We start from the raw sequence: 23,208 nt of genomic DNA, 5'->3' as shown, positions 1-23,208 counted from the left end.
GTGGAGTTGGTGTGTTGTGATCGGTGTGTTTGATACGATCACGTCATCTCAAACCGTCTTCCCACCAACAGTCAGATGCTGTGTCTTTTTTGGTTGCAGCGTAGTCGTTGTCAGCGCACCTGAAGGAGTTTTCGACTGTGCAACACTGGAGGACGCAGCGGCATTTGGCGGATGCTTTAAGACATAATTTTCGAGCGCCTCGACCATCTTTCTCAAGCTCCCTTGGAACCCACTGAGCATCGAGCCGACTTGCTGACGGTCATATGAGTAGCCCTCGGCTTGGAGGATGGCATGGGCGCGGTCAATCATGTCTGATCCTGTTGGACGTAGGACTTCGACCAAGGTGCAACGGTCGGTAATCCACTCATCGAGATTTTCGAGATGGTTGGTCGTCATGACCAGTGTACCGAGGCGATCATGCTCCAAGAACTCGTCGAGCATGTCCAATTGTTTGAGGTTGTAGCGATCTATCTCATCCAAATGCGTGTAACCCCGGCACCCGTTTGAGATTTGAGCATTCCAATTGCTCCAAATAATCTCCCAGTCCTTACGGTTGCGGTCTGTGCGACCGTTGATGGGCGATGTCGTTGCATCAGGAAAGTTATGGGGCAAACGCGACTTTAAGATCATCTGGGCGGCGCAGGACTTTCCTGAGCCTTTGGGCCCATGAAGTATAAGGTGTTTGGTGCGATGCCCGTCTGCATACTCGCGTAGGACTTGTTCGACAGCAGGATCGTGGAAGATCAGGTCATTGAACGATTGTGGTTCGTGGTTTTGGCGAAACGTCATGTCTGTGCCTCATGTAAATTTGGAATGATGACGGGCAGCGCCGAAACGCTGCCCGAAAGTTGGGGTGATGATTACTCAGCTGCGGGAACTGGCTCTCCGAGCGACAATTCGGGTTTGTAAGCCGAGTTGACGGTTTGCATTGCTTCTGAAATGGCGGCGGCGTGGTGTTGCGATGCACCTGTAAGCAGACTTTGGGCCGCTTGCTCGCCGACCTGCTTGGCGATTACCTTGCCAACTTCCTCAAGTGCCTTTTCAACAAGTGAGTTGGTGTTGAGGCCGTGCACGATGGTTCCTGTACCGTCTTGGTTGTCGCGGACGAGCGCGAGGCTGTAACGGTTGCCGTTTGCTGGCTTGAGCTCGGGCGGAAGTTTGAAGGCGTCGAAGAGACCCGTTTCCGGCGTGTTTGCGAACTGCTTTTTGGCAACGGTTGCATATTGCTGTGCTTTTAGTTCGTTGGACTTGCCCGACTTGGTGCGACGAATTTCGTCGATGCCGCCTTTGTCTTGGATGTACTGATCGAGCGTTGCCGGCGTTTGATTGTCCTCGTGTGCGAGGGTCAGGACGCGGGCGTACGAAAGCAGGCGTTGCTTGTGTTTGTGCTGCGTTGTTTCGTCTGCGAACACAAGACGCACGATTTTCAGCTCAAGCGATGTGTTTTTGCTGTGCTTGAGATTGAAGTGCTTGAGCAACTCGGTGATGCCGCCCGTGAGATCGGGGTTGGCAACGCAGGCTTGGAAGATGTCGAACGCAGAAACGAGAAGTGCACGGAGCTTTTCGTTGCTTGATGCGAAGACGCCTTGCTCCCAAACTTTGCGAGCTTTGCGGGCTGCGTCGAGCGCGTTGGTTACGTCGTTGTAAGTGTTAAAAGTGTTATTTTGCATGTTGTTTCTCCTATGTTCATGCACGCCACGGAATTGTGGCGGTGACACGGTTGTCTCATGAAAAATGATGCCGTATTGATTATGAATATCTGAAATGATGTGGCATCAAATGAAGCTTGCAGGATCAGCATTTGGAGCAGTTAACCGAGCCAACTTTGTTTTCGCCCCTCCGGCGTTTGAGGGGTTGAAATCGGCCTTTTTGAGAGAAGTTAAGCCACCGTTTCCGGACGCTCCGGGCTGGCAATGCTCCGTCTACTATTACTGGTACGAGTATCTGCGCAGACACAAAGGGTACGAAGAGACGTGTCTCAACGATGGCAACGGGCCGTGCGCCAAAGAGTTTGTCACCTTCGGCGATGTTCATGCCTTGAACTTTGGCGAATGGTGGGGGGAACGCTTCTGGCTGTTTGAAGAGAGGCGGCCTGTGCGACGCCTCAAACGCGCTCCAACGCTAGATAGTCGCGGGTTTCCCGTCGACAGAGATACGCTCTATCTTGAAATTGATCTGACTGCTCCGCCAACACAACTCTTTCGAGACCTAAAGGAAGAAATCTGGGTGCAGCGGATGGCTGCCGAAGAGAGGGCCCAAAGAGCGGCAGCTACGCGAGCTGCAAAAAGAAAAAAACCCCTGCCAGATTTGAGGCTGGGGCCTCAGAAGAGCACAGCTCATTTTCCGGTCGAAACCAAGCCGGTGCTTTCAGCACTGCATGAGCACCTGCTGGTATGGGACGCTCGAAAGGCAAACCCTGATGCCGAAGACGCTGAGATTGCTGACCTTGCGGGAATTCGTGTGAACCAAGTCGTAGATGGCGAAACGATCGCGAGCCGAAGCTTGTTAAAGCTGCCATCCGACGACATTGAGAAGGTACTGCGTCGGCGCAAACAACTTGCGGTTCAACGACACCTTCGCATCGCACGTCAGTATATAGACAATGTTGTCAAAGGACGTTTCCCCCTGCGGACTGGCCGCTAGGGACGAAAACACACTCTTTCCAACACACCGTTTACCCCAAACACTTCAACCACACTGTTTTCCCCGGTCATGTTGACGCTGTCTTCACGCAGCAACGGACCAGCCTACCTGCGCAGCGTGGGCCATTTGGCGAAGGACGAGCATGTGCCGGTGGCCGGTGTCTGCTGTGTGTTATGACTACCGCCCAGGCATTCTCCACGTTCATTGCGTGAAGTCGTTGAAACAAAGCTGCGGGTGGGATCAATTCTGCGAACACCACCCCAATGGGCGCAGGTGGCGCACAGTTTCATGTTGGGCGAATAGGTCGGCATCAGCATCTCCCTTTTGCAAACGCTAAAGTCTGTCCCGCGCTTAGAGCAACCGAAGATGGCGTCTCCGCAGGGATAAATATCTGTAAGCATGAGATATTTTGGGGAAACGCTATGAGCATCACACTACTTGAACACCTGCGCGACGAGTTGATCAGTTCGGGCGCGGTACAGAACACACCGGAGTTTTGTCGCTGCTGGTTGGGTCGAAGCGAAGGCTACATCAGAACGTTGCGCTATCATCAGATCGAACCGAGCGTGGAAACGCTGGCCGTGTGCAGCAACAAGCTTGGATACTACGCTGAGCGGCTGCGCGACAGCGAGGACGCCGACCATCAAGCTTGGGTGAGGCGCTTTGATCGCCTCAAAAACCTATGTGACCAAGCTATCGCGCGACAGGCTCAGGCTGTGTGGCGAGCGCCAGAGAGGATGTCTGTGTGATGATGTCTTCGAAATGGGTTCTGCGTTCCCAAAAATCAGCCGCGCGGTTTTCAGCAGGGAAGTACTTACAGTTTCAGCCTGGTGAATTTGCAGCACCCCATAGTGCGGGAGCGTACTGTGCTGGTGAGTGAAGTTGTCGGCCAGTGGCGCATTCCGAAACCCCGGCAGCTGCCGATACCCGGACCAACCAAGCCAAAGCCGCGCCCTAAACAAAAGAAGAGGTCAAAGCCCAAGCCGTTCAACACAAGAAAGCCCGACATCTTGAGCTAAAGTGCGCCACTGCGTGACGTAGGAGGTTGCGTCTGGCGTTCAATACGGAAAGCAATGCGGCCGCACCGAACACTCGAAACCTTCGGCTGTCTGGCGTCTAGCAGCGTCTGTACTGCGCCTGTAGTGCCCGGCCAAGCCATCCCCGCACCCAGTGTAGCGGCCAACCCAACTTGACGCCTACTGTTGCGACCAGCAAGATATCTCCACACTTTGGTGGTCCTTGATGAACTGTTTGGAAGGATTGACAGAACGGCTGAGGCACATAGCAAAAATCCCATCGAAGGCTGATCGCGCGCAACAAGACAGCGCAGAAGTCTACCAAAACAGCAGACGGAAACAGGCAAAAAGAAATAATGAGTGCGCAGTTCACCAAATTTCACACTAACTTTCATGCAAACGCACTGACACTAAGCGGTACGGACGATCACTCTATTGTGCGCACACTCACTTCGGCGCGGGTCGAAATGAACCCGCATCAAGTGAACGCAGCATTGTTCGCACTCAAATCTCCTTTTTCAAAAGGCGTACTGCTTGCAGACGAGGTTGGGCTTGGAAAAACAATTGAAGCTGGCCTTGTAATCTCACAACGCCTCGCAGAGGGCAAACGCAGACAACTATTGATCGTACCGGCTTCACTTCGAAAGCAATGGCAACAAGAGCTTTTCGAAAAGTTTTCCATTAAATCGGAAATATTAGATTCAGGAGTTGTGAGGCGCAGCGATCATGAATCAGCTTTAAGCCTTTTGAAATCGGCTAGCTCTCCTTTGATCATGTCCTATGAGTTCGCGGCTCGCATTTCAGACGAAATAGAGATTTGTCGCTGGGACTTGGCGGTTCTAGATGAGGCGCATAGGCTAAGAAACGTATATAAGAACGAACTAAAGAGCGGGAGTTCAAAGCGAAGCCAAGCTCTTGCAAAGGCTCTGCGCCAAATTCCAAAGATATTGTTAACTGCAACACCTCTACAGAATTCTCTGCTCGAGCTTTATGGATTGATATCCATTATTGATGATCATGCCTTTGGAGGCGTTGAATCATTCCGTGATCAATATGTTCGTGCGGCGCGTGACGAAGTAAGAATTCTCTCGTTGAAGAAGCGGCTGGAACCATTCTGCCACAGAACCCTACGCCGTCATGTACAAGAAGCTGGACATATTAATTTCCGAAAGCGTAATGCGCTAACTTTTGATTTCGAGCCTTTTGAAGATGAAGCTCTCCTATATGAACAAGTATCTGAATTTCTCCAACGCAAAGATACAATTTCATACGGTGATCGTGCGAATGCACTCGTCCTTTTACAAGTAAGAAAGATTTTAGGTTCGTCAACTTTTGCTGTCGCTCGTTACCTGGATACACTTATCAGCCGCCTGAAGGAAAAAAAATCAGTAACAACAACTATGTCTGACGACATCGACATAATGGACGAATACGAGGATGAGGACGACTTAACCAGTTCCGAAGATGAGCCAATCGATCCGGAGCAACTGAAGGATGAAATCCAAGAGCTCCAAGGAATGCTTTTCTTAGCCAATTCAATTGAGAGAAATGCGAAGGGCGAAGTTCTCGTAAGTAAGTTGCCTGCGCTATTTGAGGAGATACAGGCGAAAGGAGGGTTGAAGAAAGCTGTAATTTTCACAGAAAGCGTCAGAACGCAGAGTTATCTTAACCAACTCCTTTCGGAAAATGGTTATAAGAACGAAATCGTCCTACTCAACGGAAGCAACTCAGATATTGAGAGCCGTGCGATCTATGCTGCATGGAAGGAAAAACACGCGGGAACAGATAGAATATCAGGCTCGCGAACTGCAGACATGAAAGCTGCACTCGTTGAAGCTTTTAAATCGCCGGAGAAATCAATCATGATTTCCACCGAGAGTGGGGCTGAGGGGATTAACCTTCAGTTCTGTTCTGTCCTGATTAACTTCGACCTTCCATGGAACCCGCAGCGGATTGAGCAGCGCATTGGCCGTTGCCATCGGTACGGACAGAAGATCGACGTTACGGTCGTCAACATGTTGAACCGAAAGAACCAGACAGAGGCCCGCATATTCGAGCTGCTAAACGAGAAATTTCAACTTTTTGATGGTGTCTTTGGTGCAAGTGACGAGGTTCTCGGTACGATTGAGTCTGGGTTAGATTTTGAGAAGACAATCCTTAGCATTGTACAATCATGTAGGACCGAGGAGGAGGCGGAGGCCGAATTCGAAGCACTCAAGTCGCGTATCCAAGATCGGATCGATGCGGACATCAAGGAGGCGAGGGCAAAGGTTCTAGAGGCTCTCGATGCTGATGTGATCTCAAAGCTTCATAGTCGGAATGAGGCACTCGCAGTGATTGTTCCCGAGTATCAGCAGAGACTACTGACTGTTGCTAGAGGCGAACTGCCAGATGCAGACTTCGAGTTCGGAAACGAGTTCGAGTTTGTGCATGCTGGGAAGACCTTTACAACGAGCTGGAGTAAGGCCGATGAACATGATTGGCAGTTCTTCAGGGTGAACGATGGCCTTGGTGCTGAGTTGGTGCAAGTCGCTAAGGAACGCGAACTTTCAGACCAAATATGTGAAATGACATTTTATCCGTCTGAGTTTCCTTTTGCCGGGAGGGCCGGAGCCATCGAAGCGCTCCGTGGAAAGAGCGGGTGGCTAAGGGTTTTCAAAGCAATCATGCCAACATCTGATGAAAACCGCGAAGAGTTACTATCGGCAATTTTTTTGGACGATGGAACAATTCTCGACGGCGGTCTCGGGAGCAAGATGATGGCAGTTCCATCCAGCGAGCCATCAGAATGCTTGGCGCCCCCTCCAGATCAGCTATTTTCAGAACTAGAGGAACGAATTTTTGGAGAGTTTTCAACACGTGTTCAGGAAGAGAACCTTGCTTGGCTTGAAGAGGAAGAGGCTCGTCTCGACCAATATGCCAAAGACGTGGAAATCGAACTCGATGCTGAGATTGCGTTGATGGAAGAAGAGATAAAAGAACTTCAGCGAGAGCGACGCGATCCGAAACTGTCGATGCAAGATAAGCTAAACATGGGGCGCAAGATTAAGCGGCTAGAGGGCGATGTCGACGATCTGAAACTGTCCAAATTTGAGCGTCGAAAGAAGATACGTAGGGAGGTTTCCGATAAGTTAGACGAGTTCGCCGACTTGCTTAACCAACAACCCACGCTGGATCGACTCTTCACTGTGCGCTGGAGGATCGCTTAGTGCATGTTTTCCGATGGCGGCTTTGATCTACGGGCATTCGATTATCCGTTCTTCGTTGAGTTCAATCTGGAGAGCTTCGAAGGGCCTCGTTGGCTTTATTGGAGGTTGCTGAACCTCTCGGGCTGGCTGAGGTTCGTCGAGGCGCGACTTTCATCTCCATTGGGGCTTTTGCGGCGCACTCTTATCGTGGGTTGCACCGATGAGGGCAACTCTTTGCCCAAATGGCAAGTCGAAGGCATTTTGCCGTTGGTGTGCTCTTTGCCCAGGGAGACGTTCTGGCTTCCACCCGATGAGCTCGACGACATCGCTGAGATGGAACGCTGGGATTTCATGGGTGAATGCGATCTTCTGGCTCTCCAAGAACTTGAAGCTCTAGAAGGCTCCACTGCGGGAAGGTTGCGTGGGGCCGAGGTGCGTGTTGGATCTGCGCTACGTGAGGCGGAACTCTATATTGCACGTCTTCAGCGTGAAGCACGCGATCCTTCGTGTCCCTTAGATCGGCGCAGCTGGATTAAGCAGCGCATCGATGCCATCGATGAACAGGTGGAGCTAGCGACCGCTAGTCTGCGACGACGACTAAGGGACATTCGGCGTGAGGCAGAACAGAAAGAGAATTCTCTTTGGCGAAGCTTGCGTCAGGAAGCTGAAGTTGAGACGCTCGGCACGGTACAGTTCACCGTGCGGAACCGACTGCATGAAAAACAGGTCCGACTTCCGCTCGTTCAAGAGGAGGTATTTAGTGCCGGAGTCTCTGAGCAATCCGCACAGCTCGCACTTGCGGAGTACTTCGAAGATGCAGCCAAGAGAAAACAGGCTCGGCAGAAAAAGCGGGAACAAGAGGCCGAAGAAGCAAAGAAACTACAGCGTCAGCGAAAAATGGCTGCGGTTGAGCGAAAGAAGTCGGCCAGAAACAAAACCACCTCTCATTCCCAGATTGATAAGGCCAAAGTGCCTGCCCAGACAAAGCCAAGAGTCGCCGAGCGAAAAGCTACTCCGCAGCTGAGGCATGACCCACCTGCTATTCCGGCTCGCGAGTCCACCGTTGAGCAGCAAGGCGAAGATGATACAGTACACATGCTCCAGAAAGCTTTGGCTGAACCATCTCGATCTCTTGAGAGCCGTCAGCACAGCTACATTGACGTATCACTGGCGGCAAACTTGGTCGACAAGCTTGTAAGCCTTGGGCCGGCAAGAGCTGAGCAGGTCGAAAGGTTATGCAACGCACGCCGACTTCTGTCTCCCAAGTCGCGAAAAGCACTGGCGAAGCTGAAGCAAGGGACGACGGCTCTAGATGATCCTGATAGAAATGCCTTGAAGCACCTCTTGCACAACTTGAAAAAGACGGGCTTTGACGTTGATGGGTTCCTTAACGTGAAGTAATCATTGTATTTTAAGTGATGTAGGCTGCTGTAGTAGAGTGCGGTACAGAGCAGCCCAAGAACAACGGAAGAGCGGTTATGGCGAAGAAAAGAAAGTTGGAACTGACTTGGGTAGGCAAAGAGAGCCGACCACGGTTGGAACCTCGGATTCTCATCGAACATCCGGACAAGAGTTATCATGCGGACATAAGACATTCCGCAGATGACAACTTCGATAATATCCTGATAAAGGGCGACAATTTGCTTGCGCTCAAGGCCTTAGAGCAGGAGTACGCTGGGCGAATAAAGTGTATTTTCATCGACCCACCATACAATACCGGAAATGCATTTGACGGCTTCTATGATGATGGCCTCGAGCATTCGATTTGGCTTTCTTTGATGAAAGATAGGATCGAAATCCTTTGGAGTCTGCTGTCGGATGACGGTAGTCTCTGGGTCGTACTAGACGACGAGGAAGCTCACTATTTTAAGGTGATGTGCGATGAAATATTCGGTCGCCGCCAATTTATTTCGAAGGTTATTTGGAAGCACTCAGACAATAGTAACAATAATGCGCTGAAGTTTTCCCAAGATCATAATTACCTTATTGTCTACGCAAAGGATCAAAGTTGGCGTCCGAAATTTTTAAACGATCCAGAAAAGAGAAAGCATTTCAAGAATCCAGACAATGATCCTCGCGGTCCATGGTTTGATGGGAACCCACTCAACAACCCCGCTCTCCGACCAAACCTTCAATACACAGTAACTTCACCAACAGGTTATGAAATTCCTCATCCGCCAAATGGTTGGCGCTGGTCGAAAGAAACACTGCAGGAGAAGATCAGGTCAGGTGAAATTCGTTTCACAGAAGATGGAAAGGGCTTACGGCGGCGAACGTATCTAGCCGACATGAAAGGCCTGCCGCCGTCGACAATGTGGATTGACATAGAGAAGACTGGACACACACGGCAGGCAAAATACGAATTAAAGAAGCTTTTTCCGGATGTGCCAGTTACATCGCTTTTCCCGACGCCCAAGCCAGAACGGTTAATAAAGACAGTTTTGGAACTTGCTACCGAACCTGATGACATAGTCTTGGACTCCTTCGCGGGGTCCGGCACGACTGGTGCTGTTGCTCACAAGATGAACCGTAGATGGATCATGGTAGAGATCGGGGAACACGCCGATACTCACATCGCTCCGCGCCTTTCCAAGGTGATTGACGGTCAAGACGATGGGGGTGTTACGAGTTTGATGGAGTGGAAAGGTGGTGGTGGCTTCCGCTACTATACGCTGGCTCCGTCACTTATCGAGACCGACCGCTTTGGGATGCAGGTCATCTCGAAAGAGTATAATGCCGAAATGCTCGCTGAGGCTATGTGCAAGCACATGGGTTTTACCTATGCTCCGAGTGAGGCTGACTATTGGAGCCACGGTTATTCTACCGAAACTGATTTTATCTACGTGACAACGCAAAGCCTCACACACGATACACTTCGAAAGATTAGTGAAGATGTCGGGCCAGACAGGACATTAATGATTTGCTGTAAGGCTTTCAGTGGAGATGGAAAGTTTGACAATCTCACCGTCCACAAAATCCCTGGGATCATCCTGAATAAGTGCGAATGGGGACGCGATGACTACTCATTGAACGTCCAGAATCTGCCAATGGCAGAGCAAGAAGACCCAAACGCCGATCTTCCGCTGTTCTCAGCTGAGGAGCAAAACGATGGCTGATCAACGCATCCTCCGCCAGATTACTCAACGCCTTTCCTTGCGTCGCCCACAGGAAGAAGCCCTCGAAATCCTCGCAAGTGTTCTCGACAACATGGATTTTGAGCAAGACTTAGATGTCGACCGACTGCTCGGCGTTATCAAGGATAGCTATCCAAGCGTCGAGGCATTTGAGCGCGAGTTCCCCACGCTGTGCTTTGCCCTGGCGACGGGCGTCGGGAAAACAAGGCTCATGGGAGCCTTCATCACGTACATGTACCTCACCGGCAGTTCGAAGAACTTCTTTGTTTTGGCTCCAAACACAACGATCTATCAAAAGCTCGTTGAAGACTTTTCCCGGCAAACATCTCCCAAGTACGTGTTCCGCGGAATTTCACAGTTCGCTCAGACACCTCCGATCATTGTAACGGGCGACACTTGGGAAGAAGGCCGGGGTATCAGAGGCAGCGATCTCTTCGGCGGTGACGTCGTGATCAACATCTTCAATGTCGACAAGATCAATAAAGATAAGGGCCGCATCCGGTCCTTCAGGGAGACACTTGGGGAAAGCTACTTCGATTATTTGGCTGCACTGCCTGACCTCGTCATGTTGATGGATGAAGCCCATCGATATCGCGCCAAAGCTGCGACCAAAGCCATCTTCGACCTTAAGCCAAAGCTTGGGCTCGAGCTGACTGCAACCCCCAAGACCGTTGGTGCAAGCCCAAAGCCCTTCAAGAACGTGATCTACGATTACGGCCTCGGGAATGCGATGCGTGATGGCTACGTGAAACAACCTGCCGTCGCGACGCGAACGAATTTCAATCCTAAGGATCATACCCCTGAGCAGATAGAGGACATCATGCTCAAGGATGGCGTCTTCTATCACGAGTATGTTCGGACTGAGCTTGAGTTGTACTCAAAACAAAGTGGTAAGCCGCGTGTGTATCCGTTCATGCTCGTTGTCGCGCAAGATACTACTCACGCCAGTGAGCTAAGGAAGAGGATCGAAAGTGAAGACTTCTACAATGGTGCCTACAAGGGGCGGGTCGCAGAGGTCCACTCTAAGCTGACGGGTGAAGAAAGCGATGAAGCCATGCAAAAGCTCGTCGAGCTTGAGACTTCACCGGATACGGAAATCGTTATCCATGTGAATAAGCTCAAGGAAGGGTGGGACGTCACAAACCTCTACACAATTGTTCCCCTGCGAGCCTCTGCCTCTGACATCCTTACCGAACAAACACTCGGACGCGGGCTACGCTTGCCTTACGGCAAACGCACAGGGGTGGAGGTCGTTGATACTCTGACCGTCATCGCACACGACCGCTTCGATGCAGTTATCCAAAAGGCTCAAGAAGCAGACTCCATCGTTAAAGTGAAGGAAATCCACATTGGCGGCGGTGGAGACATCCCCGAAGAAAAGCGGAAAGTCATCTCAGTCGCACCAACCTACCAAACGGCGCTGGCTGGTCCTGAGCCAGGACAAAATCTTGATGAAGCACCGGCGGAGTTCATCTACGAAAAACCACAGGAGCGTGAAATTGCCCGCCGTGCCATCGAACTTGTGGAGCACCACTACGCTCCCCGGATCAAGAACTCCGCCAAAGAACTTCAATCTACGGAAGTTATCGAAGCGATAGTAAAGGACATTCAATCTGCCACGTCAGATGGGCAAGGAACGCTGGACATAGATACAGATGCTCCGGACATTAAAGCCATTGTAGAGCGAACGGCTAAGGCGATCGTTGAAAATACGATTGAAATTCCGGAAATCGTTGTGATCCCAGATCGCCAAGTTCACTTCTGGTTCGAAGACTTTGATCTCAGCCGCTTAGATCAAATCACGTTCCAGCCTGTGGATGACGATATTCTTGTGCGGGATTTGGGAAGTGAGGCCCGGAGAATAATCGAGCGAGGGGAAGCGGGCGCACAAGAAGAAAGACTGGAAAATTACATCGTTCGGCACCTGATTGCTCTGCCTGAGATTGACTACGACTCTCAAGCCGAACTTCTGTACAAGTTGTCGTCGCAAGTCATAGGGCGACTAAGCAGCTATCTTCCTGACGAACGGGCCGTTGAGAACGTTGCACTTGCCCACGGCGAACGTCTAGCAACGTTTGTTTTTGAGCAAATGAAGGATCACTTGAAGCAGACGCAAACTGCCTTTCAAGTGCAGAAACGGCGAGCGTTCACGCCATTGCGTCCGCAGCAGTTCGCAGTTGCAGAAGAGAAAATTTTGCCGCTGAGCCAAGCTGCCATGCCGCTATCCGCAACAAAATCGTACGTGTTCAGAGGTGGGGCGAAAACGCCTTACCCAATGCACAAGTTCGACTCTGACCCGGAGCGTCGTTTTGCGTGCCTGGTCGATGATGAAGGCGGAGTGGTGCGTTGGATGAAACCAGGCCCTAATCAGTTTCAGATTGAGTATGCTCCGGGCAAACCCTACCAGCCTGATTTTGTGGTCGAAACCGGCGACCGTTTCTTAATTGTAGAGGTCAAAGCTGACAACGAACTTGACGATACAGAAGTCCAACAAAAGGCAGCTGCCGCTCGCCAGTGGACAGAGCATGCCAATGCTTTGAGCGAGGAAGCGGGCGGTAAGCAGTGGTCATATCATTTGTTGCCAGCTTCACGGATAACTCCGAGCGCAACGCTCGCAGGGCTAAGCGCACTTTCACACTGATAGTGTCACATAGGCGGCGAAACATCTGGTTGCACGCTGACAGAGAGCCATGCTTGCGATATTGGTCGGGAACAGTCGAAAAATTGAAAGAACACTTCGAAAGTCATCATGGACCTGTACAGCATCTCTAAGGGAAAGCTCGAGCATGTGGAGCATGAAGGCTTTCCTCTCGAAAGAGACATTCAGCAGCTAGTTGAAGCAAATCTTGAAGAGCTATTTGGGTTGCATTTCGTAAGCAGTGAGTTTGCGATCGACTCCTTCCGGATCGACACGCTTTGCTTTGATGAAGAGTCAAAATCATTTGTGATCATCGAATACAAGAAGGGCAGCAGCTATTCGGTAATTGATCAAGGCTACTCGTACTTGTCTGTCATGTTGAATAATAAGGCGGACTTCATTCTTGAATACAACGAGCGTCAGGACACCACTTTGAGGAGGGATCAGGTAGACTGGTCGGCCTCACGAGTTATTTTCATATCTCCGGCTTTTAACTCCTATCAAAAGAACAGCGTGAACTTTCGAGACGTCCCATTTGAGCTCTGGGAGATCAGAAAATTTAAGGGTGGCTTGGTATCGCTTGAGCGATATCAATCTTCCTCAAAAGAGAGCATCGAAAAACTTTCGGGTACAGACAGTAATTCGGTGATTTCGAAGGTGTCCTCGGAAGTTAGGGTGTACAAAGAGGAGGATCACGTAGCCAAGACCTCGGAGCGATGTGCGGAAGCATGGAATTCTTTACGTGAACGCCTCGAAGAGCTTCCGGATGTGAGTTTCTACGCCCGAAAAGGTTATGTTGCCGCTCGAAGGGACAACACTGTGATCTGCTTTGTGCATTTCCACAAAAATCACTTGAACCTTGATGTCCTGCGAGGCGGGAAGAGCGCGGATGGCGAACCCTCAAAGGGCTTTTTTACCCTCGAAGATCCCAAAGGGGCGGCGGTCGAAAAGAATTGGACGTACAAGAACGGCTCGACGGGTCATTCATATAATATCCACCTAAAGTCGCCGAAGGACATCGACTACACCCTCTTTCTGCTAAAGCAAAAGTATGAGGCTATATAGAATGCGGGTGTGCCCAGAACTCATTTGCGGTTCAAGTTAGTTTCATAAACGCTGTGTTCTGACAGTGTTTCAGGTTAGTGTGTTGAACACAGTGTTTGCCAATCCAGCGCAGCCTAAGCGCATCGCACAGTTTATCGCACACCTCAATTTCGCCGCAAATACCCATTTAAAATCAACGCTTTAAAATAAACACAAGTCTTGAAAATCCTCGTGTCGGTGGTTCGATTCCGCCCCCGGGCACCATTTAACCCGCGAAAACAGTGAAACGCCGTGGCTGAAGAGTTGCGGAAAACGCGTCGCAGGACTGTGAGAAAGCTACCCGCTGTTGCGGATTCCTTCGTGCCAGTGCCAGGCAAGACGCTACCTTTCTTGAAAAGAACATCGGCCAACGTCGGGCTTCAGGCCACCGAGGCCTCGGTGCGACGTCGGGAAAAGGCATAGGAGAACGGCAAGAGAGCCAAAACAAACCCCGAGAGCGTTAGGACAAGATGGCTCAGACCGGCCACCCCGCCGGCCGGGGCGGCGATCAGAAGCCCGGCCAGGAACAGGATCAGTCGCATGCTCACCCCTGCCGCTCCCGCCCCCAGCGGACCGACGAAACTGAGATAGGCTTGAAGCGCTGCCGAGATGAACCAAACCCCGATCAGCGCGCAGACCAGAACGACGGCCACTTCCGCCGGCGCCCCCTGGCCGATCAGTGCCGGGTTCAGCACGAAAAAGAATGGCGTGATATAGATCACCCCACCAAGCTTCATTGCCTCGACGCCGGTGCGGATCGGGCTCGCGCCCGCCATCGTCGCCGCTGCAAAGGCACCAAGGGCGACCGGCGGCGTGATGAAGCTGACCATGCCCCAGTAGAGGATGAAGAGGTGCACCGCGAGCTCGTTGAGCCCGGCCTGTACCAGCGCCGGCGCCAGCACCACGGCGAGGAAGATGTAGCAGGCGGTCACCGTCATCCCCATGCCGAAGATGAACGAGGTGATTGCACCCATGATCAGCAACATCGGCACCGAGCTGCCCGCCATATGCACCAGTTCGTTGGCCAGCGGCCCGGTCAAACCGGTGGCCTGAAAGGCGCCGACGATCATGCCAATGCCGAGCAGCACCGCCACCAGCTCTGACAACGTTCGCCCGATCGACACGACGATGTTGAGAAACCCGTCGAGCGAGACCCGGTCGTCCTTGCGGAACTGGTTGACCACCAGCAGCAGAAGCACGGCATAGAACGGCGCCGTGGTCTCCCAGCGGAAGGCCACCATCAGGAAGATCAGCAGGGCAAACACCGCGACATAGAGCCAGCCCTGGCGCAGCGTCTGACCGACGCGCGGCAGGTCTTCCCGTGCCAGGCCCTTGAGCCCGCGGCGCGCCGAATAGGCGTCGATCTGGACGAACAGGCCGAAGAAATAGAGCAATGACGGGATCGCCGCCGCCAGCATGATTTCAACGTATGGCCGGCTCAGCCATGAGGCGATGACGAAAGCCGTCGCACCCATGATCGGCGGCATCAGCACCCCGCCGGTCGAGGCGCAGGCCTCGGTCGCGGCGGCATAGCGGGCCGAGAAGCCGGATTTCTTCATCGCCGGGATCGACACCGCACCGGTCGTCAGCACGTTCGAGATGACCGAGCCCGACATCGATCCCATGAAGCCCGAGGCGAAAATCGACACCTTGGCGGCCCCGCCACGGTATCCGCCCACCAGCGACAGCGCGAGATTGTTGAAGAACCGGCCGCCGCCGGTGAATTGCAGCACGGCGCCGAACAGGATGAAGCCGATCACCAGGTTTCCGAAGGCGCGCATCGGGATCCCGAACGAGGCTTCGGAAGAGATCATGAAAAACGGGATCACGTCGCGGAAAGGCTGGGTGAAGCCGCTCAGTGGATCGGGCACATGCTCGGCAAAGGTCGGGTAGAGCGAGAAGGCGAACACGATACAGAACAGCACCAGCCCGCCGGCCCGGCGAGTGCCTTCCAGGATCAGCGCGTAGAACAGGATCGACGCCCACACGGCATGATCGGGTGCGGCGTATTCCCAGCCGGAATCGAGGCTCTCGCTGGCGGTGGCCGCGAAGAACCCCGCCACCGCGAGACTGAGGGCGGCCAAGAGCCAGTCATACCACGGCACGCGGGGCGATGCCGGACCCTTGGCGCGGAAGGTGATGAAGGTCAGGCTCAGGAAAAACCCGGCGAGCAGATAGAGATACATGCCCTCGAGCATCGAGTAGCCACCGAGTCGAAGGTTGAAGAGTTGGTTGACCGCCAGCCCCAGCGCCGCCAGCGTGCACAGGATTATGGCCCAGCGCGCCGCACCAGAGAAGACCAGCCGCTCGGCCGCGCGTTCGGCCTCAATCGCCGCGCTGCCGCGATCGCCTAGGTGTTCAGGGGTGCTCGGATCACTCATGGGATGCCCGTTTGCAGGCCCGGCCGGGCCGGGCGGTCCAGGTGCCGGGCGGGCCGCGTCCGGGTCCGCCCGCTGGGTTCAGATCAGGTTCAGAAGACCGCTGCGAACCCGCCGGCCTTCAGCGCTTCGCGACGCTTGGCATCCCAAGCCTCTTCCCAGTTCTCGGGGTTTTCTGCCTTGAGTTCTTCCCAGGCCTTCATCAACGCGGCCTGGCGGGCGACCAGGTTGTCGTTATGGGCCTGATCGGCATCGCTCCACTTGCCGATTTCCTTGTAATAGCGGATCGCTCCGTCATGATAGGGTGCCACCCACTGGAAGTTCTGCTTGTCCAGCGCCCAGCCGTTGATACCCGGAGCCTTGTCCTTATAGGCTTCGAAGAACTCGTGCATCGCCTTGGTCATATTGTAGGTCAGTTCGGCGTCCTGTTCGGCATAAGTCATCAGCACCGGATAGGCATAGCCGGCGGTCGGCGTCCCGTCGGTGCCGTCGATCGTGGCGCCGACCTTGGCCGTCATCGGCGAGAAAAACGGCGCAATCGCCGTCATCCGGTCCAGACCCTCGGTGTTGTTGGGGTCAATCGGCGGCCAGAAGACCCCGCGCGGCCCCGACGCCGCTTCATAAGCGCGGCCCGAGTTGGTCGAGGCGAATGCCGCATCGGTGGTGCCGTCGATCATGCCCTTCCAGCTGTCGCCAAATCCGCCAAACTCAACCCTCTCAACATCGTCCCAGGTCAGTCCGCCATAGGCAAGATAGGCTTCGTTGTTGACGTTCAGCGCCGGCGCGCCTTTCACCCAGCTCACCCGCAGGCCCTTGAGATCAGCATAGGTGAAGCCTTCGCATTTCGGCTTGCCGGCCTTTTCGCAGGCTTCGGCTGCCACGGCCATGGCCAGCCCCACGGTGCCGCCGTTGTTGGCGGCCAACACCCGTACCGGCTGCGGCCCCCAGTTTTCGGCGCCGAACTGGAACACGCCTTCCTGGGCCATGAACGAGCCGCCGACGCCATTGGCCGAGAACTGTACCTTGCCCTGGCGCAACGGCTCGGTTCGGGCGATGTCATTCTTGCCGGGCAGAACCCGCAGGTTCACACCGGTGGCTTCCTGAAGCGCGGCGCCAATGGCCACCGACTGGTTATAGCCCGCCGAGCCGGTGCCGTAGGCCGTCCAGGCCAGTTGCTTGGGCAGATCGACATCGGCCGCAACCGGAGCAGCCGCCAGTCCCAAAAAAGCTGTGATTGTCATCAAACGCATGTTCAGTCCTCCCTGATTGAAAATGCCGCGCGGGTGTCCCACGTCATTTTTTCTGAGCAAGTGTCAGGCGGGCACCGGCCGCGAGTCAATCTCAAGCAGCCCGGAACCGGCTCTGACGTCACGTGATTTGACGCGTGACAGCGTCTGTTTGGCGTCGCTCTCAGGTCCGGCCTGCCGAGAACAAGCGCCCCTGCGGTGCCTGCTGACCGCCAAATGACCGCGACACGTCTACGTTCCGCCGGACGAGCCTCGGCAACCGCTGAAGTCTGGTCGTCCTAGTCCTAAACTAGGGTCAATAGTCCCGTTCGTAGAACACACCGATACCGCTGTCGCCGTCGCTGCCCAGGCGTCCGCGCATCTTCACCGTCGGACTGATCTCGAGATTGAGGTTGATCTGGCTGGTGCCATCGCTTTTCACGGTCACGTCGGTATAGATCTTTTCCGAAATATACTTACCGACCCGGGCCTGGGCGGTCCCCTCGGCGTCGGTGCCGAAATCTAGCTCGTCGACGCCCAGCGACTGCCGCAACTGCCCGGTGAGCCCAATACCGCCCTGCCCCGACAGCGTCCGGATCGCGGCGGCCAACTGGATGGCCTGGAAGGGCGAGATCCCCGTCGCGTCCCGTCCGAACAGGAAGAATGACAGCGCCTCCTCCTGCGGCAGTTCCGGCACCGACGTCACGGTCAATTCAGGTGCCGAGGCCACGCCGTCAAGCCGCAGCGAGACCGCCAAATCCTCGACCTGCGATGTCGCAGCGAAGGAGATCACAGGGTCAAAACTGCCGCGCATCCGCACGCTGCCCTCGGTCAACACCAGCCGCCGCGTCAACACGTCGAGCCGCCCGCGGATCAACTCGAACCGGCCAACCGGGACGATATCGCTGGTCGTGCCGGTCAGCCGCAGTGTACCGCCCAGCTCGGCGTCAAGACCGCGTCCGCGCACGAACACCCGGTTCGGCGCCCGGATCAGAAGGTCCAGCGGAAATCCAGGCAAACGCGCGCCCGAGGTCGCCGCCTGATCGAGACCGGAATAATGCAGCGTGCGCCGGACGGCCGGCGAGGGATTGAGATGGCGCAAACCGTCGAGCGCAGAATAAGACGGGCCGAATTGCGGGATCTGCAGTTCCGCGGTCGCGACATCGATCACACCGCCGATCCGGGCCCCGCCCCGCAGCGGACCATCGACGCTGACACGGCCCGAGAGATTGGCTTCAAAAAGCGTCGTGTCGCGCAAGGTCACATCAACCAGCCCTACCTCGAACGCCGCATTGTAAGGCGCCGCAAGAGAAACCGGTCCACTCACCCGGACCCGCCCGCCGCTCGAGACATCGGCGTCGAGCGCAAGCTGCGCCTGGCCGTTGGCAAGCTCGGCCTGACCGCGGATCCGGTTGAGCGCCAGGTTCAGCGCCGGGTCGGCAAAACGCGCGTCATTTACCGTTACCCGCCCCGTCAGCGAGCGCAGCGCCGGAGCGCCGTTGATCGCCAGATCGACCTGCGCCAGCCCAGAAAGTGCCTGCCCCCGCAGTCGCGCGTTGGCCAGCGCCAGTGGCACCTGCCCGCTCACACGCCCGTCTATCCGGGCCCCGGTCCCGGCCACCTGCCCGACCGCATCGAAGGCAATCCCACCGGGGCCGTATCCCTTGGCATCGACGACCCAATCGCCGCCGCGCAGAGTGGCCGTGCCGTTCAGGCCCGCCGGACCGGGCAAATCCGGGATCAGCACCGCCAGGTTGCTCAGCGCCACCCGGTAGTCGACCGTTTGCTCTCCCGCCGCAAGCCGTCCCTGCGCCGCCGCCTCCAGCCCCGGCGAGTTCAGTGCCAAGTTGTGCAGCCGCAGCGCTCCTTGGGCCTCACGTTCCGCGGACAGCGAGAATTGCGTAGCCCCGCGCAACAGCGGCGCGATGGTCGGTATGCCGATGTCCAGCGCCTGCGTCCGGCCATTGGCCTGGATATCGAACGCCCCGGTCAACAGGTCGGCCTCCCCCTCGGAGGACATGCTGGCCGAACCCGAGAGCCGCCGTCCGACCAGGCCGGAAAACCCGGACAGGTTCTCAATTTCGGCATCGAGCCGGCCCCGCGCCGTCAGCCGGGTGCGCAGATCGCTGTCGATCATCCCGTCGAAGGCAGCGCGTGTCTCGCCAGGCAGGTCCGCCTCCGCCTCGACCGCCCACCCTTGCCCGTCCTGCCGCGCGGTCACGATGAGCTCCGCCTCCCCAGGCATGTCCGGCAGAATCCGGCCCAACTCGGCCACGGCGGCCTTGATGCTCACCGAGCTGCCCCGGCTGCGCAGATCGGCCGCTAGGTCGATACGGGCATGTTCGGTGGTGATGACAAACGGGACGAGGCGCGTTCCGTTGACGTCGCGTTCCAAACCAAGGGTCAGTTTCCCGACCCCGGCCAACAGCGGATCGAGCCGGGCGATGCCGGCCGCAAGGTTCTGTGTCTGCCCGTTAAACCGCAACGCCAAGTTTCCGGTCAGGGGCTCGGCCCGTCCGGTAATCGCCAGCTCGGCGCCGCCGGTCAGATCGGCCCGGGCCAGCTTTGCAAACCGCGCCAGATCGCGCGCCCGAAGCACCACGTCCGGCACGACGGTCAGCGCCCCGGTGCCGGTCAGGCCACTCACCGACACGACGCCGGACAGACCATAGTCCGGCCCGGTCAGCGCGATGTCGCGCATCCGAAGCGGCGTGCCTTCGGCCCAGCCGAAGGCGAGACCGCCCCGCAAACTCCCGCCAATCGCCTGCGCCAGGCCCGGATCGGCCGGCGCTATCCCGTCGAGAGCCATTTGCAGAACGCCGGAAATGCTCCGTGCCTGCCGCAGGATCGCACCGTCGCCGGAAAACCGTATCGCCCCGATCGCGAACCCGTCCTGAACCAGCCCCTCCGCACGCCCGTCAATCTGCCACGCCTCGCCTTCGTCGGCGTCGAACGTCGCCTTGAAACTGGCCGCGCGGATGGCGCTGCGCGGGCCGGGCAACGGCAAGACCACCCGTTCGTTGACGGGCGGCGTGATCCGTCCGTCCAGCACGAAGCTCTGGGGCCAGCCCTCGGCAGTGATCTCTGCAGCGCCGTCGATCCGCACAGCCGCCGTGTCTAGGCGCAGACGGTCGAGCACGAAACCGCCGTCCAGCCCGCGCCGGCCGTCTGCCACGAGCTGCAGATCGTCACCCAGGAATTCGGCGAATTCCGGCGCCAGAACCGGCGCCAGATCGCCCCCCAACGCGGCGGCAAAGCGCGTCGCTCCATCGCCATCGGTGGTCAGGGTGACACCGCCCGTCAATCGGTCCTGCCCATCGGTCGCCAGCCGGACGACCGACCGGAAGGCGCTGATCGGGTCCTCGCCCCGGACCGTCAGCGCGATCGACGGCTTGCCAGGCAGGTTGAGCAGGTTCGCAGCAATGCCGCCGGCCGGTTCCGCAAGGCCGAGATCGAGCGCCAGCACCCGCGTCGCGTTATCGAACCCGCCGGCAAGGCGGAACTGCCCGGTCTTGTCGAGGCGCCGGATCTCGAGCGTCGCGGTGCCCGCACCGCCTTCGAGGTTGGCCTTGCCGGCAAACGACACCCGGGCCGCCTCGCCGAACAGGGCTTTGCCCAGCACCGCCTCCTTGATCTGCATCTTGGCGATATCGACCGACACCGGAAGCTCGGGCAGAGCAAAGGCGCCGCGGGCTTCCGGTTTCGGCAAGGCCGGCTCGGCGGTGGCGGCGCGGCGCGGCAGGTTGATACGGCCAATGGTGATCTCGGCAATCTCGATCCGCCCACGCAGAAGCGCGGCACGATTCCAGCTCAGCACCAGATCGCTGGCAGTCAACCAGAGGCCCTTCGGATCGGTGACGGTCACCTGCTTGATGGTGGCCCGCGAGCTCAGCGCCCCTTCAAACCCCTCCAGGCGTACCGTGCGCCCGGGTGCGGACAGCGCGTCCTCGAGCAACCCTTGGACATAACCGCGATCGCTTTGCTCCTGTTGGGCCAGTGCCGAAACCGGCACCAGAAGCAGCACAAGAAGAACCAGGACCCGCATCAGAATGCCTGCCCGATGCCGACATAGAACTGCACGCCGCTTCCCGTGGACCCAGCCACCGGTCCCGCCACGTCGAACCGGATCGGGCCGACCGGCGTCCTGTAACGCACCCCGAGCCCGGCGCCAGCGTGCCAGTCGCCATTGTCGAACAGGCCGCCGCTCACGAACCCGGCGTCGGCAAAGGCCACCAGCCCGAACCGTCTGCTGACCGGAAATCGCAACTCGCCCGACAGCGCCGCGAAGCTGCGCCCACCCAGCGTGACCCCGCCATAGTCGGCGGCGAGCGACTTGTAGGGCTGACCGCGCACAGTGCCGCCACCGCCGGAATAGAACAGGGCTTCCGGCGGGGCGCTTGTCGCGCTCAGCCCAAAGAGCGCGCCCAGTTGCACTCGACCGGCCGCGACAGTCGTCCCGCTTCCACCAAGCCTGCGATAGGTTCGTCCATCGACTTTCAAATGCAAAGCGGCTTGCGACTGGGTCGTCTCGAAAAACGGTGCCAGATCGGCACGTAGATAGACCCCCTGCCCGGCATTGAGCGGATCGTCACGCGTGTCGAAGGTCAGGGCCGTCGGAAAACTGACGACACGCAGCTCACGCGTTGTTTCCGGGACCGCGTAACGGTCGGTAATCCGCAGGAAGTTGAAACCGATGCCAAGTTCCCCGCTGAGCCTGTCGTTGAACATGCGCGAAACCCCGAAGGTCAGTTCGGCCTTTTCTTCCAGGAAATCCGGCTCGTCGAGGTAATAGGCCCCGGCTTCGGCGAAGAACAACGTGTCCGGGCCATAGACGGCCGGTTTCTCCAGACGGAACGTCAAGGAATAGTCGATCCCATTCGCTGTGTTGTCGATCTGTGCAATTTCGGCATCCACCCGGAACCGCTCGGCTCCGCCCAACAGGTTACGGTGCAGCCAGTAGCCCGACACAGTGACCCCATCGAAACTGGAAAACTCCACCCCGCCGCCGATCCGGCGCGGTTTCTGGTCGACCACGGCAATATTCACGTCCATGCGGCCGTCCGGGGCGACCTGCTCGGCCTCGATGACCTGAACCGATTTGAAGGCCCCGGTTTTGCGCAGCCGCGCCCCGGCCTTTTCGGCCACCTCCGGGCTATAAACGGCGCCACTTGGAAGGCCGGCAATCCGTCGGATGTTGCGCTCGCGCACCTTGGTTTCGCCGGTTACGACCGTGTCGCCGAAGCGCACGCGCGGCCCCGGCGCAATCGCGAGATCGACATCGAGCAGGGCCAGACCATGGCGGGCCGTCACCGCCTGCTGAGAGATCCGGGCCTTGGCATACCCGGCTTCCCGCCAGTCCCTGACGCCGGCTTGCGCAACGTCGCGCACGACCGTGGCCGACGCCGGCGCATCGGGGGCAAAGACGCCAGGCATTGGATTGCCCCTAGCCAGCGGTGCCAGACGCAGCTTTCCGAAACGGAACAACCGGCCCGGGTCGACCGCGATGACCGCGCCGCCCATACGGGCCGGCGGATTCAACGGATCGATCAGCGCCGCCTCGCGCCCATCAAGCAGAATGTTGACGACGACAGAATAGTAACCCTCGGCATAGAGAACCTCTAGGATGCGGGCATAATCGCTCCTCGCCGCGGCGATGATTTCCTCCGGGAGAGCATCTCTGCGCCCCTCGAGCCCTTTCAGAACCGAGTTTGCGCCGATCAAGTCCTGCAGGGTTCCCGACGCGTCCCCGGCCACACGCAGTTCGATACGGTCAACCGCTTCGCTCGGATCGGCTGTGACAAGCATCAGAACGCACGCCGTCATGCAAAGGCTTAGAACGCTTCGTTTCATGTTCATGTTCTACCCTGCTCTTACTGACAACATATGCTAGCCGATGCTCTTA

Annotated in this window: 13 protein-coding genes; 7 read left to right on the top strand and 6 right to left on the bottom strand. The window is 56.6% G+C overall.

All coding sequences use genetic code 11. The annotated features are described in order from the left end of the window. Positions 1-48: 48 nt before the first annotated feature. Positions 49-789 (bottom strand): replication factor C small subunit, encoded by a 741-nt coding sequence (locus tag NO357_RS14650; protein WP_306736441.1) that lies wholly within the window; start codon positions 787-789, stop codon positions 49-51. A 71-nt stretch (positions 790-860) separates the two neighbouring features. Continuing rightward, entirely contained in the window at positions 861-1,670 is an 810-nt protein-coding gene (locus NO357_RS14645; protein ID WP_306736440.1) for a hypothetical protein, read from the bottom strand. A 109-nt stretch (positions 1,671-1,779) separates the two neighbouring features. Here NO357_RS14645 and NO357_RS14640 point away from each other — a divergent pair, with 109 nt between their 5' ends. The 7 genes from NO357_RS14640 (at position 1,780) to NO357_RS14610 (ending at position 13,684) form a co-directional block, all read left to right on the top strand. Further along, positions 1,780-2,643, top strand: a complete 864-nt coding sequence (locus NO357_RS14640) for a hypothetical protein (protein WP_306736439.1) — start codon at positions 1,780-1,782, stop codon at positions 2,641-2,643. 422 nt (positions 2,644-3,065) lie between these two features. Next, the gene (locus NO357_RS14635) at positions 3,066-3,392 is read left to right on the top strand and encodes a DUF6626 family protein (RefSeq protein ID WP_306736438.1); all 327 of its coding nucleotides are present in this window, start codon (positions 3,066-3,068) and stop codon (positions 3,390-3,392) included. Positions 3,393-4,015: 623 nt separating this feature from the next. Further along, a complete protein-coding gene (locus NO357_RS14630; RefSeq protein WP_306736437.1) occupies positions 4,016-6,868 on the top strand; it encodes an SNF2-related protein in 2,853 nt (950 codons plus the stop codon). Between the two features lie 3 nt (positions 6,869-6,871). Beyond that, positions 6,872-8,248: a hypothetical protein gene (locus NO357_RS14625; protein WP_306736436.1), complete on the top strand. Its 1,377-nt coding sequence runs from the start codon at positions 6,872-6,874 to the stop codon at positions 8,246-8,248. Between the two features lie 77 nt (positions 8,249-8,325). Further along, the gene (locus NO357_RS14620) at positions 8,326-9,963 is read left to right on the top strand and encodes a site-specific DNA-methyltransferase (RefSeq protein WP_306736435.1); all 1,638 of its coding nucleotides are present in this window, start codon (positions 8,326-8,328) and stop codon (positions 9,961-9,963) included. Further along, entirely contained in the window at positions 9,956-12,622 is a 2,667-nt protein-coding gene (locus NO357_RS14615; protein WP_306736434.1) for a DEAD/DEAH box helicase family protein, read from the top strand. The genes NO357_RS14620 and NO357_RS14615 overlap by 8 nt, the downstream gene beginning before the upstream one ends. 108 nt (positions 12,623-12,730) lie before the next feature. Next, complete coding sequence (locus NO357_RS14610; RefSeq protein WP_306736433.1) at positions 12,731-13,684, top strand: DUF5655 domain-containing protein; 954 nt, start codon at positions 12,731-12,733, stop codon at positions 13,682-13,684. A 398-nt stretch (positions 13,685-14,082) separates the two neighbouring features. Here NO357_RS14610 and NO357_RS14605 read toward each other — a convergent pair whose 3' ends face one another. The 4 genes from NO357_RS14605 to NO357_RS14590 all read right to left on the bottom strand — a co-directional run bounded on the left by NO357_RS14605 (position 14,083) and on the right by NO357_RS14590 (position 23,111). After that, positions 14,083-16,083, bottom strand: a complete 2,001-nt coding sequence (locus tag NO357_RS14605) for a TRAP transporter permease (protein WP_306736432.1) — start codon at positions 16,081-16,083, stop codon at positions 14,083-14,085. A gap of 89 nt (positions 16,084-16,172) precedes the next feature. Then, positions 16,173-17,330, bottom strand: a complete 1,158-nt coding sequence (locus tag NO357_RS14600) for a TAXI family TRAP transporter solute-binding subunit (RefSeq protein WP_306736431.1) — start codon at positions 17,328-17,330, stop codon at positions 16,173-16,175. Between the two features lie 292 nt (positions 17,331-17,622). After that, entirely contained in the window at positions 17,623-21,351 is a 3,729-nt protein-coding gene (locus NO357_RS14595; protein WP_306736430.1) for a translocation/assembly module TamB domain-containing protein, read from the bottom strand. Beyond that, on the bottom strand, positions 21,351-23,111 hold the full coding sequence (locus NO357_RS14590) for an autotransporter assembly complex protein TamA (protein WP_306736429.1): 1,761 nt from the start codon (positions 23,109-23,111) through the stop codon (positions 21,351-21,353). Before NO357_RS14590 ends, NO357_RS14595 begins: the two co-directional genes overlap by 1 nt. Between the last annotated feature and the right edge of the window lie 97 nt (positions 23,112-23,208).

Origin of the sequence: Marimonas arenosa, assembly GCF_030848945.1 — a bacterium.
Taxonomy (GTDB): domain Bacteria; phylum Pseudomonadota; class Alphaproteobacteria; order Rhodobacterales; family Rhodobacteraceae; genus Marimonas; species Marimonas arenosa.
Note: the sequence above shows the minus strand (reverse complement) of the source record. Positions and strands in the feature narration are given on the sequence as shown.

Excerpts from the sequence above, each read along its gene's own strand:
- NO357_RS14600 (WP_306736431.1), bottom strand. The coding sequence starts at position 17,330 with ATGCGTTTGATGACAATCACAGCTTTTTTGGGACTGGCGGCTGCTCCG.
- NO357_RS14625 (WP_306736436.1), top strand. The coding sequence starts at position 6,872 with ATGTTTTCCGATGGCGGCTTTGATCTACGGGCATTCGATTATCCGTTC.
- NO357_RS14640 (WP_306736439.1), top strand. The coding sequence starts at position 1,780 with ATGAAGCTTGCAGGATCAGCATTTGGAGCAGTTAACCGAGCCAACTTT.
- NO357_RS14620 (WP_306736435.1), top strand. The coding sequence starts at position 8,326 with ATGGCGAAGAAAAGAAAGTTGGAACTGACTTGGGTAGGCAAAGAGAGC.
- NO357_RS14605 (WP_306736432.1), bottom strand. The coding sequence starts at position 16,083 with ATGAGTGATCCGAGCACCCCTGAACACCTAGGCGATCGCGGCAGCGCG.
- NO357_RS14650 (WP_306736441.1), bottom strand. The coding sequence starts at position 789 with ATGACGTTTCGCCAAAACCACGAACCACAATCGTTCAATGACCTGATC.
- NO357_RS14645 (WP_306736440.1), bottom strand. The coding sequence starts at position 1,670 with ATGCAAAATAACACTTTTAACACTTACAACGACGTAACCAACGCGCTC.
- NO357_RS14630 (WP_306736437.1), top strand. The coding sequence starts at position 4,016 with ATGAGTGCGCAGTTCACCAAATTTCACACTAACTTTCATGCAAACGCA.
- NO357_RS14635 (WP_306736438.1), top strand. The coding sequence starts at position 3,066 with ATGAGCATCACACTACTTGAACACCTGCGCGACGAGTTGATCAGTTCG.
- NO357_RS14615 (WP_306736434.1), top strand. The coding sequence starts at position 9,956 with ATGGCTGATCAACGCATCCTCCGCCAGATTACTCAACGCCTTTCCTTG.
- NO357_RS14610 (WP_306736433.1), top strand. The coding sequence starts at position 12,731 with ATGGACCTGTACAGCATCTCTAAGGGAAAGCTCGAGCATGTGGAGCAT.
- NO357_RS14590 (WP_306736429.1), bottom strand. The coding sequence starts at position 23,111 with ATGCTTGTCACAGCCGATCCGAGCGAAGCGGTTGACCGTATCGAACTG.
- NO357_RS14595 (WP_306736430.1), bottom strand. The coding sequence starts at position 21,351 with ATGCGGGTCCTGGTTCTTCTTGTGCTGCTTCTGGTGCCGGTTTCGGCA.